This is a genomic window from Noviherbaspirillum pedocola, assembly GCF_016632335.1.
GTDB lineage: Bacteria > Pseudomonadota > Gammaproteobacteria > Burkholderiales > Burkholderiaceae_D > Noviherbaspirillum_A > Noviherbaspirillum_A pedocola.
Genome location: NZ_JAEPBG010000017.1, coordinates 115,308 through 131,881 on the forward strand (window position 1 = coordinate 115,308; position 16,574 = coordinate 131,881).

A 16,574-nucleotide genomic window follows, 5' to 3' on the forward strand; every position below is an offset into this window, starting at 1 on the left:
TTGCCTGCGCCGATCCGCGGTAGAATGCTTACAAAAAATAGAACAACTTACAGCCGGGTCCTACCGGATCTTTATGGCTGCCGTTGCCACTCAGCTCTAAACGGTTTTTCAGCGAATTCTTCCAAGATGAAAAATTCCAAACGCCCCGCCGATATTTACCTGCGCTTCCTGCAATTGGCGGAAGCCATACGCGGCTTGCCCACATTGCCACCGCTCGATCCGCTCGAGGAACGCATTCTCGAGTGGATTGCGCGCGCCAGCCGCGACGGCGACCGTCTGTCGGTGCGCGACATGATGGCGAAGGAAGAATTTGGCGCACCGGCCACGATACACAATCGATTGAAGGCGATGCGCGAGAAGGGCTGGATCATGCTTACCGACACCGAAGACGCGCGGCGCAAGCAGATCGAGCTCACACAGGCCGCGCTGCTGCATTTCGACAAGCTGTCGAAATGCCTGGTGCAGGCGGCAAAGGGAATGTCTTGAAGCTTGGCAGCGGGGCGCGGTCGGCCCCGCGTAGATGAAAACTTGAGGCGGCTTCTACTGATCGCTCCACAACTTGCCGCCGGTTGCCCAATCTTCCTTCTTCACATCCTGGATGATGATGTCCACCGCTTCAGGCTTGCAGCCGAGCGATTGACAAGTGGCTTCGGTCACCGCCTTCACAAAAGCGCGTTTCTGCTCGGTGGTGCGGCCTTCAAACATTTGCACATTAATGGTTGGCATGCTTGTTCCTTGGTTGGTCTAGGGTTTCAGAGTCGATAGTCGGAATCGATGTCGTCGAGCTTGCGCAGCAGCGCCGGCCATTCCAGCTCGCCTTCAGGCCGGCCGTCGCCCAGCAGTTCGAGATGCGTCTTGCGGCATACCGCTTCGCTCGGCTGCATTAAGCGCGCGCCGCTGGCCTGCGCCTTGAGCTGAAAGCCGCAGGCCTTGTCCAGGGTTTCCATCAGCACGAAGGCCTCGGCCACGGTGCGGCCGCAAACGATGGTGCCGTGATTGCGCAGGAACAGCGCCGGCTTGTCGCCCAGGCGCTCTACCAGGCGCGTCTGTTCCTGCGCCGACAGCGCCAGGCCTTCGTAATCGTGATAGCCGACCTGGCCGAAGAAACGCAGCGCATGCTGTGACAGCGGCAAGAGGCCGTCTTCCTGCATGCCAACCGCGATGCCGTTCGGATGATGCAGATGCATCACGCACATCGCATCCAGCCGCGCCGCATGCACCGCGCCGTGAATGGCAAAGCCGGTGATATTCACGCGGCGTTCGGTGTCGGAAAGGATGCGGCCTTGCAGATCGATCTTGATCAGGCTGGACGCGCGGATTTCATCGAAGCGGTCGCCGAAGGGATTAATCAGGTAATTGCCCGGCTCGCCAGGTACTGCGGCCGAAATATGGGTGTAGATCACATCATCCCAGCCATACAGCGCGCTGAGCCGATAGCACGCGGCGAGGTCGGTGCGCACCTGCCATTCGGCGGCGCTGATCGCGCCAGACGCGGAAGAAGCTTGGTTCATGAGGGCCGGGGAAAGCAAAAGGCCCGATTATGCAGGCAGGCATCCGGCGGTGCAATGCGGCGGGATGATGGCCCACCCCCGATGAACCGGCCGGAATGCCGGCGGCGCATCGGGCTTCCAAGTCGCCGCGTCAGACGTATGGCTCTGGGTCCTGGGTACGCAGGGGGTAATTGCCTGGAACGATTGCCTTGAAACTGCCGCCGCAATCGAAGATCTTCACCGACTGCTTGCCTTTGCCGACGGAAAGGAAATTAACCGCATTGCCGTCGGCGTCCGCGCAAAAAAAGTCGACGCGAACCTTATCGCCGAATAGTTTTGTTGCCAACCATGGAATCAGGGGATCGTTCGCATCCAGCCGGTCTTCGGTTTTGATGGCTGTTTTGCGTTCTCCGCTCTGAACGCGTTGCCGGCTTTCCTTAACCAGCGCATTGCGCAACTGTTCAACCTTTGTGGAAAGCGAGGAAGAGAGTCGTTCAGCGTACTCTACGAAGGCATGCTGCAACAGCGCGACCAGCAGGCAATTCGGTGCGCAGTTGCGGGTTTTCACGAGCTTAAAGCCCTGCTCGTTGAGATGCTTCTCCGCGCTTTTCGTGCGCTCCTCCTGCGCCTGGCGCAGATCGACCCGTCTGACCGGGACACCGGTTGCGCGCTGTATCTCGGCTTTGCTGGTTTTCTGCGCGGCTTCCTGTGAAGCCTTTAGCGCGGCTTGCAGCGCCTGCTGATCGGCCGCCTTCATTGCGTTCTTGTCGTCCGATTCATATGCCCGGTTCTGCTCATTGGTCAAAAACGCCGCGAAGCGGTGCGTCGCGTTGATAGGCATGTTCTCTCCACGGTAAATGCAAACGAGGCAATATGTGGCTTCACCCGCCCCATGGTTCCCGTTTCCCAACGCGATTACCCGATCGCGGCAATAATGCCGCTCTCGTTCACCAGAAGCGGTATCAATGACTCACGTATCGAACAAGCATGGGGGCGCGCTATTGGCCATCGCCGCGGCGGTGATGTGGGGCGTCTCCGGCGCATGCGCGCAATTCCTGTTTCAACAGCGGCATGTCGGCATCGATTGGCTGGTCACGGTACGCCTGCTGGTCGCTGGCGCATTGCTGCTGCTGTATGCCGGCAGCCGGCATGGCCGGGCCGTGTTGCTGCCATGGCGCGCACCGGCCTCGGCGGCGTCGATGATCATTTTCGGCATCGTCGGTATGCTCGGCGTGCAATACACCTATTTCGCTGCGATACGTCATTCGAACGCTGCCACCGGGACCATGCTGCAATACCTCGGTCCGGCCTGCATCGCGGTATGGCTGGCGCTGGTCAGGCGTACGCTGCCTTCGCGTGCTGAGTGCACAGCGATCCTGCTGGCCTTCATCGGCACGCTGCTGCTGGTGACGCACGGCGAGATTGGCCAGCTGGTGATCACGCCCGCGGCGCTGTGCTGGGGACTGGCTTCGGCGGTCGCGCTGGCCTTCTACACGCTGCAGCCGGTGCGCCTACTGCAGGACAACGATGCGGCGACGGTTGCCGGCTGGGGCATGCTGATCGGCGGACTTGCCTGCGCCATGTTTAGCCAGCCGTGGCGGCTATCGGGCGACTGGGATGCCGGCGCCGCACTGGCGGCGGGTTTCGTCATCCTTTTCGGCACCCTGCTGGCTTTCCTGTTTTATCTGTCCGCTGTCGGGCGCATCGGCCCGCAGAAAACCAGCCTGCTTGCCTGCGCCGAACCGCTTGCGGCGACCGTCGCCGCGCTGGCCTGGCTGGGCATTCCGTTCGGCGTGGCCGACGCGCTCGGCTCCGCGTGCATCCTGGCGACCTTGTTCGTGTTGTCCGGACAGTCGGCAAAAGCCTGATCCAGACCCTGGAACCCCCGTCGCACCGTGGTTTTGGTCCGGGCCAGGTTGCGGCAGCACCCCGGCCGGGCGCGTTGCGCTATGACGCAATCGCCGCCATACAGGCAAAAAAAACCGCCGTGCTGGTCGGCGGTGAAAGCCTTTCATCAAGGCAGGAGATAGCGGCCATCCTAGCCGAGCAAACACGCGAAAACCATACTCCAGATCAAATTTTTTCCATTACCGGAAGTTTTTTTGCGGCACTGGCCGGTGGTGCGGCGCCCTCGCCATGCCACTGCCGGGTAAGAAAATCGATGAACGAGCGCACCTTGGCCGATACATGCTTGCGGCTCGGGTAGACCGCATACACACCAAGTTCTTCGGAAGCATGATCCGGCAGCACCCGTACCAGCTTTCCGGCGCGCACATCGTCGCCGACGATGAAGTCCGGCTGGAAAATCAGGCCGGCGCCATGCAATGCCGCAAGGCGCAGGATGTCGCCGTTGTCAGCCTTGATCGGACCGGAGCAGCGCACCTGCACCAGCCCTTCCGGCCCCTGCAGGCGCCATTCCTCGCCGCTGCGCGCCAGTGAATAGCCGAGGCAGACATGGCGGCTCAGTTCGGCCGGCGTGAGCGGCACGCCATGCTGCTCGAGATAGGCAGGGGAGGCGACGACAATGCTGCGCTCCGCGCCCAGCTTGCGGGCGATCAGTCCTGATTCCGGCAGCCTGCCTACCCGAACCGCCAGGTCGAATCCTTCCTCAACCAGATCGACACGGCGGTCGGAAAGCGACAGATCCAGCTTAACCTGCGGATGGCGCTGCGCATACTCGGCAATTACCGGACCGAGACGATGCAAGCCGTACGACAACGGCAGCGTAATCCTCAGCAATCCGCGCGGCTGCACTGCGGCGCCGCCGGCGATTGCCTCGGCCTCGGCGATGTCGGCGAGAATCTGCGCGCTGCGTTCATGAAAACCTGCGCCGGATTCGGTCAGGCTCAGGCGGCGAGTGGTGCGGTTCAGCAGGCGCGCGCCGAGATGGTCTTCCAGCCGGGCCACGTGCTTGGACACCATGGCGCGCGACATTCCCAAGCGGATTGCCGCGGCCGAAAAGCCGCCTGCCTCAACCACGGTGACGAAGACGCGCATGCTGGCGGTGATATCCATGGTTTTCCTTCCTCACCGGAAAAGATTGTCAACTGAAGCGAAACAATGTAATCGCGCCGCATGCCTTTATCAACCATCGGTTCCTGAATATAGTGAACGCTTAATTTTTCCCTTGCTTGGTCCACTTGCCATTCGCGGATTTCCCATGAACTCCAGCCTGCCCACGCTCTTCATTTCCCACGGCTCGCCGATGCTGGCCTTGCAGGACAGTCCGGCGCGGCGCTTCCTGGAGCGTCTTGGCCGTGAACTGCCGCGACCGGACGCGATCCTGATCGTTTCAGCGCATTGGGAAACGCCTGATGTGCCAGCGCTCTCGCTGGCCGAGCATCCCGAGACGATCCATGACTTCCGCGGCTTTCCGCCCGAACTCTTCGCCATGCAGTACCCGGCGCCGGGCGCGCCGCAACTGGCTGCACGCGCGGCTGCAATGCTGAAGCAAGCGAGTTTTGCGGTGCGCCAGTCCGCCACGCGCGGCTTGGACCATGGCGCCTGGGTGCCGCTGCGCCTGATGTTTCCCGAGGCCGATATCCCGGTTACGCAACTGTCTCTGGTCCACGGCGCAACGCCTGCCGAGCATTTTCGTCTCGGGCAGGCCATCGCCGCCCTGCGCGCGGAAAACGTGCTGGTAATCGGCTCCGGTTCGATGACGCACAACCTGTATGAATTGCGCCGCGAAGGCGGGAACGCGCCGGCACCGGCCTGGGTGACCGAGTTCACCGCGTGGATGGATGCCAGGCTCGCTGCCGGTGAACACGAGGCGCTGCTCGATTACCGCCGCCGCGCGCCGCACGCGGCCGACAATCATCCGAGCGAGGAACATCTGCTGCCGCTGTTCGTCGCGCTCGGCGCTGGCGGCGGCGCCGCACGTCGCTTGCATGCCAGCGTCGAATACGGCGTGCTGGCGATGGATGTGTACGCTTTTCCCTGAGCGCGGCCGCACCCAGCCACGCCTATCCCTGCCATCTCAAAAGGAGACCATCATGCAATCCACCCACGCTATTTCCGCCGGTTCGGCCCGTGCCGCAGCCACTTCCCGCGATGACCTCGGCAAGCTCGTATTGCGCGCCGCGCTGGCGGTAATGCTGCTGTTTCACGGCGTTTCCAAGCTCATCGGCGGCGTCGGCTTCATCGCAGGCATGCTCGCCAAGGCAGGCATGCCTTCGGCGGTTGCTTATCTGGTCTACATCGGCGAGGTCATCGCCCCAATTCTGATCCTGGCCGGCATCTGGACGCGCGCGGCGGCGCTGGTTGTGGTGATCAATATGCTCGTCGCGCTGATGCTGGTGCACACCAGCCAGTTCTTCAGCCTGTCGCAGACGGGTGGTTGGGCGCTTGAGCTGCAGGGCTTTTATCTGTTCAGCGCCGTGGCAGTCGCGCTCCTCGGCGCCGGTCGCTACAGCGTCGGCGGCATAGCTGGAAAATGGAACTGAATGAAAGATGGAAAGCGGCCGGTGTGCACGTCGCGCCGCTAGTGTCATCGCCCTCTGTTGCCAGGATTCAACGCGAATGTTGATTTGCTGCAATGCCGCTGTGCGGTTTCCGGTTAAAATCCGGCTTCCTCATATACACCGCAGCCTTCCACGCGGTATGAACGCACAGCAAGGAATACCGGGATGGCCAACAACGCCGCGGATGACTATGAAACCCTGATGCAATTCTTGTATCGCGCGCCGGTCGGCCTGGTGCAGATTTCTTCGAGCGGCGCGGTTGAAATGATGAACCCGATGTCATCCCGCCTGCTGATGCCACTGTCCGTGCATGGCGATCTCGACAATCTGTACTCGGTTCTCGACCCGATTGCGCCGCAGCTGCGCCGCATGGCGCAGGACTTCGCCGAGCCCTCGGGAATCGTGTGCGAAGCGCTGCGCGTAGGCGTGGATGTCGGCGCTGGTCCCGGGGCGGCGCGGCAGGTGCTGTCGCTCAGTCTGCTCAAGCTCGACGCGCAACGCCTGATGCTTTCGCTCACCGACGTTACCCTTGAAGTGCAGCGCGAGCAGGAACAGCTGGCGCGCAAGCTGCAGGATGCCGCGCGCGTAGACCTGTTGACCGGCATGCCGAATCGCGCCGCGGTGCGCGAGCGGCTGCAATACCTCATCGAGAATCAGGCCGGCGGCGTCCACACACAGGCGCTTCTGCTGCTCAATTGCGACCGCTTCCGGCAAATCAACGACGCGCTCGGACATGACGGCGCCGACCAGCTGTTATGCATGATGGCTGAACGCATGCGCGCCACGCTTCGGCAGAACAGCCGTGTGCTGGCGCCGCCGGCGCTGGGCGACATGGTGGCGCGCATCGGCGCGGACGAGTTCGCGGTGCTGCTCGACGGTGTGCGCAGTGCGCGTGACGCTGAAACCATCGCGCTGCGCCTGCTCGACACGCTGCACAAGCCCTATAGCCTGCCGCGCCAGCAGATCAGCTGCAATGTGAGCATGGGACTGACCGTGCTGGAGCCGCAGGCAAAGGACCCGGATGCCTTGCTGCAGGACGCCGGCATCGCGATGAAAGAATGCAAGCGCGCCGGCGGCGCCCGGCCCTTGCTGTTCGAGCCGGCCATGCGTGAGCGCGCGCAGCGGCGCGGCACGCTCGAAGCCGAATTGCGGCAGGCGCTGGCGCGGCATGAATTGTTTCCGGTCTATCAGCCGGTGGTCGGCTTGCGCGCAGCCGGCGGCGATGGGGGCATCGACCGCTGCGCCGGCGTCGAAGCGCTGGTGCGCTGGCGCCATCCGGAGCGCGGCATCATCGCGCCGGGGGAATTCATCGGTATCGCAGAGGAATGCGGCCTGATCGGCGAACTCGGCGAAACGGTGCTGTTTGCCGCCTGTGTCGATTTCATGCGCTGGCAACGCGAGCTCGGCAAACATGCGCCACGTCTGGTGGCGGTGAATGTGTCGCGGGCCCAGCTGTCCAACGAAGGCCTTGTGGGCAAGGTGCGCGCGATCCTGCAGGCGACCGGCATGCCGGCGCACTGCCTGCAGCTTGAAGTCACCGAAAGCCTGGCCGCGCAGGACGATGCGATGCAGCAGGCGCTGCATGCGCTGAAGGCGCTTGGCGTCAAGCTTGCGCTGGACGATTTCGGCACGGGCTATTCCTCGCTGGCCTGCCTGCACCTGCTGCCGGTGGACACCGTCAAGCTCGACCGTTCCTTCATCTGCCAAGCCGAATCGAACTCGCATCACCAGGTGCTGATCGAAGCCACGGTGATGGTCGCGCACAATCTCGGCATGCGCATCGTGGCCGAAGGCGTGGAAACCGAGGCGCAATCCGATGCGGTGAGAAGGCTCGGCTGCGACAAGGGCCAGGGTTATTTCTACAGCAAGCCGCTGAATTTCGATGCGCTCAGCGCGTGGCTCCGAGATAGCGCGCTATCCGTCTGATCCGCTGCGCTCCGGCGGCAAACTGCGGGATTCACTCCAGCGCGATCTTGCCGTCGAAATCCACCTGCAGCCGCAGATCGCCTATCTGCAGCGTCATCTTCGCTGGCAGCGTTTCGTTTCCAGCGATGCGTCCTTCAGCGATCGCCGCCGCGACCGCTTTCTCGATCGCATTCTGCGAGCTCACGCCTACCATCTTCAGGAATTTGCGCAGGCTCAGGTTGAAGGTTTCCTCATTCATGGCAATCCTCATGTCGGTGATCTTGCGCCGCAACCGGCGCCATCTCAGGAAAGCAATGTATACCCGCGCCTTCGTTGCAAGCTCGCGCGCACCAGCCACCGGTGAGCCAGATCAAGTCGCAGCCAGCTTCAGATGCCCGCGCCGAACAGGGTGCCCACGCCAGAGGTGATGCCCATGGCCAGCGCGCTCCAGAAGGTGATGCGCAAGGCGCCGGGGAGCATTGCCGCGCCGCCGGCCCGGGCTGCAAGCGCGCCGAGAAACGCCAGCGAAGCCAGCGCTGCGCCGCCGACGGCCGGTATCACCGTTTCCGCCGGCGCCATGGCGGTTACCGCCAGCGGCAATGCCGCGCCTGTGGCGAAGCTGCAGGCCGAGGCCAGTGCCGCCTGCAGCGGTCGCGCGGTCGTGATCTCGGAGATGCCGAGCTCGTCGCGCGCATGCGCGCCCAGCGCGTCATGCGCCATCAACCCGGCGGCGACTTCGCCGGCCAGCGCCCGGTCCAGTCCGCGGTTGACATAGATGCCGGTCAGTTCCCGGTGCTCCGCATCGAAATCCGCTTCGATTTCCGCCCGCTCCTCAGCCAGGGCCGCCCGTTCGGTATCGGCCTGGGAAGACACCGATACATATTCGCCCGTGGCCATCGACATCGCGCCGGCCGCCAATCCGGCGATGCCGGTGAGCAGGATGCTGTGGTGCGAGGCATGCGCCGCCGCCACGCCAAGAATCAGGCTCGCCGTCGAAATGATGCCGTCGTTGGCGCCAAGCACCGCCGCGCGCAGCCAGCCGATGTTTTCCATCTTGTGGAATTCCTGATGCTTCTTTTTCACCGCTTTCTCCTGTCAGGACAGTGCCCAGTCTTTACTGGCAGAACTGTGGCTTCATGAAAAGTTCCGTGCGCTGGCACCAGGATTTTGCCGTCGCAAATCCGTCACGCAAGACTGACCATCGAGCACCATGCTTTCCCTAAAGAAACTCATGTGTTATCGTTTCCTCGTTGAAACATTTCGATTAACGAACATTCTTAGCATCGAGGCAGCTCGTTCCCGCAGCGTGGCGCATCGCGACGGCGCCATCACCGCTGCCCGCGCCCTATCAGACTTGGCACCGAAAGCAAGGCAATGCTTATCAGAAGAGCGGTAAACCTATTCAAGCTCACTCCCGAACAAGGGCATTTTCTGCGTAAGCATGTGGCGACCGTCGCATTCTGGCCTTCGACCTGCATCATCGTCGCCTTGCTGATGATGATGCTTCTGGTATCGCTGTACCAATCCGCGCGCCAGCATCATGAAGCCCAGGCGCAAACCGCCGCGCGCCAACTCTCGGAAGTGTATGCGCAGCAGATTGCGCGCGCGGTGGGCGAGATCGACCACATCACCGCGCTGTTGCGGAGCAACTGGGAGCAATCGAGCGGTCGTTTCCGTCTCGACCAGATACGCGCGCGCGACAGCTTCATCGACATGCGCCTGGCCGCAGTGACCCTGATTGACCGGGACGGCATCATCGTCTCCAGCACCATGCCTGGCGCTGTCGGCATGTCGGTAACTGATCGCGCCTATTTCCGGTTCCACCGGGTCAATGCCGCGCCCGACATGCTCATCGGCGTACCGCTGCCCGGCAGGATCATGGACAAGGAAATCATCACCTTCACCCGGCGCCTCGCCACCGCGAGCGGCGAGTTCGACGGCGTCATCTGCGCTTCCGTCGGCACGCCGTTTATGACCAGCTTTGCCAATGCGTCGACGCTGGGCCAGCGCGGCATGCTGGCCATCCTCGGCGCTGACGGCATTACCCGCAGCGCGAAGATCGGCAATCGTGTCGACAGCCTGCTGGAGCCGGAAGTCATTCCGCGCCTCGGCACGAAGCTGCTGGCGCCGACGACGTCGCCCGCCGACCCGGGTTTGTTTCTCGATCACGACGCGCGCTTCATCGCAGGCACCGCAGTGCCGCAATATCCGCTGCATGCGGTCGTCGGCCTGAGCCTGGCCGACGTCGCGCTCACATTGGAAGCGACGCGGTCTTCGTATATCGGCATCGCTGCGGCTGGCTGCGTAGTGCTGCTGCTGTTCGCCATCGCGGCCACAGTAATGGCCGTGCGCATCGCCTGGCGCAAGCATCGCGAAGAAGTGATCCGCAACACCTACCGTATCGCCACCGAGGGCGCCAATGAAGGCTTTTACATGTGGGGGCCGGTCTATGGCCGCAATGGCGAAGTCCTTGATTACGAACTGGTCGATTGCAATGCGAAGGGCGCCGAACTCTATGGCCGTCAGCGCAGCGACATACTCGGCGTGCGGCTGCGCAGCTTGTACAAGGGGGAGCTGCTCGATGAATTGCTGGCGCTGGTGCCGAAGATCATGGAAACCGGTTTCCACGACGATGAGTTCCGTACCAATGCCGGCAGCGTCGCCACACCGGAATGGATCAGCCGTCGCTTCGTGCGTGCCGCAGACGGCATCGCCGTGACGCTGCGCGACATCAGCGAGCGCAAGCGCATGGAGCAGGAAACCGCGCGCCTGGCCGAACACGACGCGCTCACCGGGCTGCCGAACCGTCACTGGCTGGCCGGTTATCTGCCGCTGGCGTTGGCCCGCGCTGCCGAAGGCAGCCGCGCGCTGGCCGTGCTGTTCGTCGATCTCGACGGCTTCAAGAACATCAACGACTCGCTCGGGCATGGCGCCGGCGACACGCTGCTGCATGCGGCCGCGCGGCGCATACGCGGCGTGCTGCGCCCAGCCGACAGCGTGGCGCGCTTCGGCGGCGACGAATTCGTGATCGTGATCGAAGGACTGGTCAGCGATGACGATGCTGCCGAGGTTGCCACGCGTGTCTCGCACAGCGTGTCGCAGCCTTTCGAGATTCTCGGACGGCAATGCAAGATAGGCGCGTCCATCGGCATCAGCCTGTATCCACGCGACGGCGCCGATGCCGAAACCCTGATCCGCAACGCCGACATCGGCATGTACAGCGCCAAGTCGGAAGCCAAGGGCCAGCATCGCTTCTTCAGCGCCGATCTGTACCGGCAACTGCAGCACCGCCTCGATACCGAGCGCGAACTGGCCGCGGCCATCGAAGAAGACCAGTTCATCGTGCACTACCAGCCGCGCGTCAACACGCACAGCGGCGAGCTGGTTGGCATGGAAGCGCTGGTGCGCTGGCAGCATCCGGAAAAGGGCCTGCTCTATCCGGGCGCATTCATCGACATTGCCGAAGCCAGCAATCTGATCGTGCAGCTCGGCGAAGTGGTGATGGACAAGGTCTGCGCGCAGTTGGCGCAGTGGCAAGCCGAAGGCCGCGCGCTGGTGCCGGTGTCGGTGAACGCATCGGCGCGGCAGTTCGATGAAGGCCGGGTCAAGGACTTGTGCATACGCGCGCTGCGCCGGCATGGTATCGATGCGCGTTACATCGAGATCGAGCTGACCGAGTCGATCATGGCCAACAATGCGCAACAGGTGTTCGAGGAATTGCGCTCCCTGCATGAGATCGGCGTGCCGGTGCATCTTGATGATTTCGGCACCGGCTATTCGTCACTGGCGGCGCTGCACAAGCTCGATGTCGACGTGCTGAAGGTGGACCGCGCGTTCACGGCACAGCTTGGCGCCGCCCAGGAAGGCGAAGTGTTCTTCAGCGCCATCGTCTCGATGGCCAGGGCGCTGGGCATGCGCGTCATCGCCGAGGGCGTGGAAACGCCGCAGCAGCTGGCGGTGCTGCAGCGTCTTGGTTGCGACGAAGTGCAGGGATACCTGGTGTCCAGGCCCCTGCCGGCGGCGGAGGTGGTGCGCTTCTATGGGCAGCGCACCTTGCCGGCGCTGGCATGAGCACGGCTAGGCCGGCTCCGCCCACGCGTCTCCTCAATCAAGCCAGCTTGAACCGCAGTTCCCCGAGTTTCTCGATCGAACTGACGATCTCGTCACCCGGCTTCAGCCATACCTGCTTCTCCTTCGGATAGCCGGCGATCACGCCCTGCGGCGTGCCGGTAAAGATGATGTCGCCCGGGTTCAAAGTCCAGAAGCGGCTGATGTAGGAAACCATCTGCTGCGTATTGAAGATGAAGTCGTTGGTGTTGGACGACTGGCGCAGCTCGCCGTTGACCCGGGTCTGGATCTTCAGGTTGTTCGGATTGCCGACCAGGTCGGACGACACGAAGTACGGGCCAATCGGCGCGAAGTCGTCGAGCGTCTTGCCGATCATCCATTGGCCGCTCGGCAGTTCCAGCTGCAGATCGCGCGCGGAGAAATCGTTCGAGGTGCAATAGCCGGCGACATAGCTCAGCGCTTCCGATTCCGACACATTGCGCGCCTGTTTGCCGATAACGATCAGCAGCTCGGTCTCATAGTCAAACTTGGTGGCGATGTCCTTGGCGGGCAGCTTGATGGTGCTGTTGTGTCCAGTCAGGGTGTTGTCGTACTTGTTGAACAGCACCGGCACGCTCGGCTCCTTCATGCCGACTTCCTTCGCGTGCTGGCGGTAGTTCAGTCCCACGCACATGATCTTGGAAGGATGCGCGAACATCTTCGCGTGCTGGATCTTTGTTTCGTCGAGCAGCGCATCGCCTGATGAACGCGCCTTATCGACAACGGCGTTCAAGCCATCGGCATTGCCGCCTTGCAGCAGCTCGTCCAGCGTCATGGGTGCGGCGATGTGGTACTTCGCCGCTGCGGCGCGCACATCGATCACGCCCTTGTCGGTCACCACGCCCAGGCTCTCGCTGCCATCGGCGTTCTTCATCATCAAGAGCTTCATGCCAGTGGGCATCTTGTGCGGACCGTTGTAAGCCGCGCGGGCATTGTCGGCAGCGTGCGCTGCGCCTGCCATGGAGGCTGCCGTCAGTCCCGCGCCTGCGGCGCCGACGGTCTTCAGAAAGTTGCGTCTCGAAGCCATGTGTCTCCTCTTTATCGTGGCATGCCGAACCGGCATGAAATTGCAATTTAGCACTCGCATGCCGAGGCAGGCAGTGCGCAAACCGGCGAATTTCCAAAAGATTGACCGCGGTTAAGAAGTACGGAATACGGCTTCATGCGTTCGCAACGCGCCGCCGATCAATAGTCGTTCAAACGCGTTGCCACGCAGTTGACCTTTCCATGGCTGGAAGGTCTATGCTCTGGCTCTGACATTGGAGGACTCCATGGAACTTGCCGTCAAACCCGCTGCCGAGCCGCTCGATCTGAGCTTCAAAATCGAAGGCATGACCTGCGCTTCCTGCGTGGCCCGGGTCGAACGCGCGCTGAAGGCCGTGCCCGGCGTCGAGGAGGCCTCGGTGAACCTGGCCACAGAGAAGGCCACGGTGCGCGCTCGCCCCGAAGTGGGCTTCGACGCCTTGTCCGCCGCGGTCGAGAAGGCTGGCTATGACGTGCCCGGCGAGACCGTGACGCTGGCGATATCCGGCATGACTTGCGCCTCATGCGTGGCGCGCGTGGAAAAGGTCCTGAAGCGCGTGCCGGGCGTGACCGATGCTTCGGTCAATCTCGCCACTGAGAAGGCGCAGGTCAGCGCGGTTGGCGTGCCGATTGAAACGCTGATCGCCGCTGTCGAGCGCGCCGGGTACGAGGCCGCCGCTGCCGGTGATGTCGCCGCCGTACAGGCGGAAAAGGGCAGCGGCCTGCCGAGCTGGTGGCCGGTCGCGGCCGCCGCGCTGCTGAGCCTGCCGCTGGTGGCCCCGATGCTGGCCATGCCATTCGGCATGGACCTGTCGCTGCCCGGCTGGCTGCAGCTGGCGCTGGCCACGCCGGTGCAATTCTGGCTGGGCGCGCGCTTTTACCGGGCCGGCTGGAAGGCCGTGCTTGCACGCTCGGGCAACATGGATCTGCTCGTCGCGCTCGGCACCAGCGCCGCCTATGCGCTGTCGGTCTACCTGCTGCTGCGGCATGGCGGCCATAGTGACCACGGCGGCATGCAGCATCTGTATTTCGAATCCTCCGCGGTCGTCATCACGCTGGTCCTGCTCGGCAAATGGCTCGAAGCGCGGGCCAAGCATCAGACCGTTGCGGCGCTGCGCGCGCTGGAATCGCTGCGCGCAACGACTGCCATCGTGCGCCGCGATGGCCGGGATGCCGAAGTGCCGCTGGCGATGGTCCGCGTCGGCGACACGGTCGTCGTGCGTCCGGGCGACCGCGTGCCGGTCGATGGCGAAGTCATCGAAGGCAGCAGCCACCTGGACGAATCCCTGCTCACCGGCGAAAGCCTGCCGGTGACGAAGAACCCCGGCGACGCCGTTACCGGCGGCGCGGTCAATGCCGAAGGCATGCTGTTGCTCCAGGCCACCGCCGTCGGCGGCGACACGATGCTGTCGCAGATCATCAAGCTGGTGGAGGATGCACAGGCCGTGAAGGCGCCGATACAGCGCCTGGTGGACCGCGTCAGCGCGGTGTTCGTGCCGGTCGTGCTGGCGATTTCCGTGATCACCTTCTTCGCCTGGGGCCTGTTCTCCGGGGACTGGCAAATGGCCCTGCTCAATGCGGTGGCGGTGCAGGTCATCGCCTGTCCCTGCGCGCTCGGCCTGGCCACGCCCACATCGATCATGGCCGGCACCGGCGTGGCGGCACGATACGGCATCCTGATCAAGGACGCGGAAGCGCTCGAAACCGCGCATGCGCTCGACGTGGTGGCCTTCGACAAGACCGGCACGCTCACCGAGGGCAAGCCGGCGGTCGTGGCGATCGAAGCCGGCGCGCGTGCCGCGCAGGAAGTGCTGGAACTGGCCCGTGCGGTGCAGCAGTACAGCGCTCATCCGCTGGCGCGGGCGGTCGAGGCGGAAGCGGCAAAGAGCCACGCGCCATTGCGCGCCGCATCCGCGGCCCAGGCGCTGGCCGGCAGGGGCGTCAGCGCCGATGTCGACGGCGCCACGGTCTATCTGGGCAACCGGCGCCTGATGGCGGAACTCGGCTGCGCGACGGCGTCGCTGGAAGAGGCGGCGCGCGCGCATGAAGCGGCGGGCCGCACCGTGTCGTGGCTGGCGCTGCGGCGCGATGGCGCCCTCCATCTGGCCGGACTGCTGGCCTTTGGCGATACCGTCAAGCCGTCGGCCCTAGCCGCGGTGGCGCGGCTGCGCGACATGGGTGTGGCCACGGTCATGCTCACCGGCGACAACCCGGGCAGCGCGCGCAGCGTGGCCGCGGCCGTTGGCATCGACGACTTCCATGCCGAGGTGCTTCCCGCGGACAAGGCCAGAGTGGTTGGCGCGCTGAAGGAAGGCGACAGGAAAGTGGCCATGGTCGGCGACGGCATCAACGATGCGCCGGCGCTGGCCGCGGCCGATGTCGGCATTGCCATGGCCACCGGCACCGATGTGGCGATGCACACCGCCGGCATCACGCTCATGCGCGGCGAGCCGCTTCTTGTGGCCGCGGCCATCGACATCTCGAAAAAGACCTATCGCAAGATCCGGCAGAACCTCGGCTGGGCATTCATCTACAACATCGTCGGCATTCCGCTGGCGGCGCTGGGTTATCTGAACCCGGTCATCGCCGGCGCCGCGATGGCGCTTTCCAGCGTGTCGGTGGTATCGAATGCGCTGCTGCTGCGGCGCTGGAAGCCGGCAAACATCGAAGGAGGGGAACAATGAACATCGGGCAGGCGGCAAGCGCCTCGGGCGTGAATGCGAAGATGATCCGGTATTACGAGAGCATCGGCCTCATCGTTGAGGCCGGCAGGACCGATTCGGGCTACCGGCAATACAGCGACCGGGATGTGCAGACGCTGCGCTTCATCCGGCGCTCGCGCGACCTCGGCTTTTCCATCGAGCGCATCCGCACGCTGCTCGGCTTGTGGCAGGACCGCGACCGCAAGAGCGCGGATGTGAAGACGCTGGCGCGACAGTACATCGCCGAGCTCGACCGCGACATCGACAAGCTGCAATCAATCCGGGACCAGTTGCAGCACCTGGCGGACTGCTGCCATGGCGACGGCAGGCCGGATTGCCCGATTCTCGATGAACTGGCCACGGCCACGAGTCATGCGCATTGTTGAGCGGGCAGCCAGCGCGTAGATTGGGCAGCACGGCCAACATACTCGCGGCCCGCGGAAGCCCGAGGTGGGGCTTGTCAGCCGGCCCTTTCAAGGTGTCGTCGAATTGTCTTTGAGGCCGTTGGTAGTCTGCATAAGCTTAGCTGGGCGAGATGAGGGTATGGTGCAGTTGCAGTTGCAGTTGCAGTTGCAGTTGCAGTTGCAGTTGCAGTTGCAGTTGCAGTTGCAGTTGCAGTTGCAGTTGCAGTTGCCGTTGCTTTTAACCCCCGTTGATTGCGCCGTGACGGCGATGCCCGGAGCGGGAAAAGGTGCGGCGTCTGTCTGAGCGAAGCGCAGCGCAGCGTAGCGAGTTTAGCCGCGCCCCGCTCGGGGCGTCGACGGCACGGGGACCCCGCGCAGCGGGGCGCAATCTCCGGGGCGCCTTTTCTTGCCTACTTCTTTTGGCGCGCAAAAGAAGTAGGCCGGCTGCCGGGCCGGGACCCGGCTAGGTCGAGGGGGCGC

Annotated in this window: 16 protein-coding genes; 9 read left to right on the forward strand and 7 right to left on the reverse strand. The window is 63.6% G+C overall.

All coding sequences use genetic code 11. The features are described 5' to 3' along the window. Positions 1-126 precede the first annotated feature (126 nt). Entirely contained in the window at positions 127-486 is a 360-nt protein-coding gene (locus tag JJB74_RS26375) for a LexA family protein (protein WP_200597131.1), read from the forward strand. Positions 487-540: 54 nt separating this feature from the next. Here the strand turns inward: JJB74_RS26375 and JJB74_RS26380 are convergent, their stop codons facing one another. From JJB74_RS26380 to JJB74_RS26390, 3 genes are all read right to left on the reverse strand, one after another. Further along, positions 541-726 carry a 4-oxalocrotonate tautomerase gene (locus tag JJB74_RS26380; protein WP_200597133.1) on the reverse strand — a complete coding sequence of 62 codons (186 nt, stop codon included), beginning with the start codon at positions 724-726 and terminating at the stop codon, positions 541-543. A gap of 26 nt (positions 727-752) precedes the next feature. Next, positions 753-1,511 (reverse strand): class II aldolase/adducin family protein, encoded by a 759-nt coding sequence (locus JJB74_RS26385; RefSeq protein ID WP_200597135.1) that lies wholly within the window; start codon positions 1,509-1,511, stop codon positions 753-755. 130 nt (positions 1,512-1,641) lie between these two features. Next, a complete protein-coding gene (locus tag JJB74_RS26390) occupies positions 1,642-2,331 on the reverse strand; it encodes a hypothetical protein (protein ID WP_200597136.1) in 690 nt (229 codons plus the stop codon). 124 nt (positions 2,332-2,455) lie between these two features. Between JJB74_RS26390 and JJB74_RS26395 the strand changes: the two genes are divergently transcribed. Next, positions 2,456-3,358 (forward strand): DMT family transporter, encoded by a 903-nt coding sequence (locus JJB74_RS26395; protein ID WP_200597138.1) that lies wholly within the window; start codon positions 2,456-2,458, stop codon positions 3,356-3,358. Positions 3,359-3,563: 205 nt separating this feature from the next. Here JJB74_RS26395 and JJB74_RS26400 read toward each other — a convergent pair whose 3' ends face one another. Next, positions 3,564-4,505 carry a LysR family transcriptional regulator gene (locus JJB74_RS26400; RefSeq protein ID WP_200597139.1) on the reverse strand — a complete coding sequence of 314 codons (942 nt, stop codon included), beginning with the start codon at positions 4,503-4,505 and terminating at the stop codon, positions 3,564-3,566. 145 nt (positions 4,506-4,650) lie between these two features. On the opposite strand from JJB74_RS26400, the gene JJB74_RS26405 reads away from it, so the two are divergent. The 3 genes from JJB74_RS26405 (at position 4,651) to JJB74_RS26415 (ending at position 7,879) form a co-directional block, all read left to right on the forward strand. Continuing rightward, entirely contained in the window at positions 4,651-5,433 is a 783-nt protein-coding gene (locus JJB74_RS26405) for a DODA-type extradiol aromatic ring-opening family dioxygenase (RefSeq protein ID WP_200597141.1), read from the forward strand. A 52-nt stretch (positions 5,434-5,485) separates the two neighbouring features. Beyond that, the gene (locus tag JJB74_RS26410; RefSeq protein ID WP_200597143.1) at positions 5,486-5,935 is read left to right on the forward strand and encodes a DoxX family protein; all 450 of its coding nucleotides are present in this window, start codon (positions 5,486-5,488) and stop codon (positions 5,933-5,935) included. 183 nt (positions 5,936-6,118) lie between these two features. Then, positions 6,119-7,879 (forward strand): putative bifunctional diguanylate cyclase/phosphodiesterase, encoded by a 1,761-nt coding sequence (locus JJB74_RS26415; RefSeq protein WP_200597145.1) that lies wholly within the window; start codon positions 6,119-6,121, stop codon positions 7,877-7,879. 31 nt (positions 7,880-7,910) lie between these two features. On the opposite strand, the gene JJB74_RS26420 is transcribed toward JJB74_RS26415, so the two are convergent. After that, positions 7,911-8,117 carry a DUF6494 family protein gene (locus JJB74_RS26420; protein ID WP_200597147.1) on the reverse strand — a complete coding sequence of 69 codons (207 nt, stop codon included), beginning with the start codon at positions 8,115-8,117 and terminating at the stop codon, positions 7,911-7,913. Between the two features lie 128 nt (positions 8,118-8,245). Beyond that, positions 8,246-8,941, reverse strand: coding sequence for a VIT1/CCC1 transporter family protein (locus JJB74_RS26425; RefSeq protein ID WP_200597149.1), 696 nt, complete (start codon positions 8,939-8,941; stop codon positions 8,246-8,248). Between the two features lie 291 nt (positions 8,942-9,232). Here JJB74_RS26425 and JJB74_RS26430 point away from each other — a divergent pair, with 291 nt between their 5' ends. Further along, positions 9,233-11,929, forward strand: coding sequence for a bifunctional diguanylate cyclase/phosphodiesterase (locus JJB74_RS26430; RefSeq protein WP_200597150.1), 2,697 nt, complete (start codon positions 9,233-9,235; stop codon positions 11,927-11,929). A gap of 37 nt (positions 11,930-11,966) precedes the next feature. On the opposite strand, the gene JJB74_RS26435 is transcribed toward JJB74_RS26430, so the two are convergent. Then, complete coding sequence (locus tag JJB74_RS26435) at positions 11,967-12,992, reverse strand: fumarylacetoacetate hydrolase family protein (RefSeq protein ID WP_200597152.1); 1,026 nt, start codon at positions 12,990-12,992, stop codon at positions 11,967-11,969. Positions 12,993-13,236: 244 nt separating this feature from the next. On the opposite strand from JJB74_RS26435, the gene JJB74_RS26440 reads away from it, so the two are divergent. From JJB74_RS26440 to JJB74_RS26450, 3 genes are all read left to right on the forward strand, one after another. Further along, positions 13,237-15,672 carry a heavy metal translocating P-type ATPase gene (locus JJB74_RS26440; protein ID WP_200597154.1) on the forward strand — a complete coding sequence of 812 codons (2,436 nt, stop codon included), beginning with the start codon at positions 13,237-13,239 and terminating at the stop codon, positions 15,670-15,672. Beyond that, a complete protein-coding gene (gene cueR, locus JJB74_RS26445) occupies positions 15,669-16,076 on the forward strand; it encodes a Cu(I)-responsive transcriptional regulator (protein WP_200597155.1) in 408 nt (135 codons plus the stop codon). The genes JJB74_RS26440 and cueR overlap by 4 nt, the downstream gene beginning before the upstream one ends. A gap of 157 nt (positions 16,077-16,233) precedes the next feature. Beyond that, positions 16,234-16,398, forward strand: coding sequence for a hypothetical protein (locus JJB74_RS26450; protein ID WP_200597157.1), 165 nt, complete (start codon positions 16,234-16,236; stop codon positions 16,396-16,398). Positions 16,399-16,574: the final 176 nt, after the last annotated feature.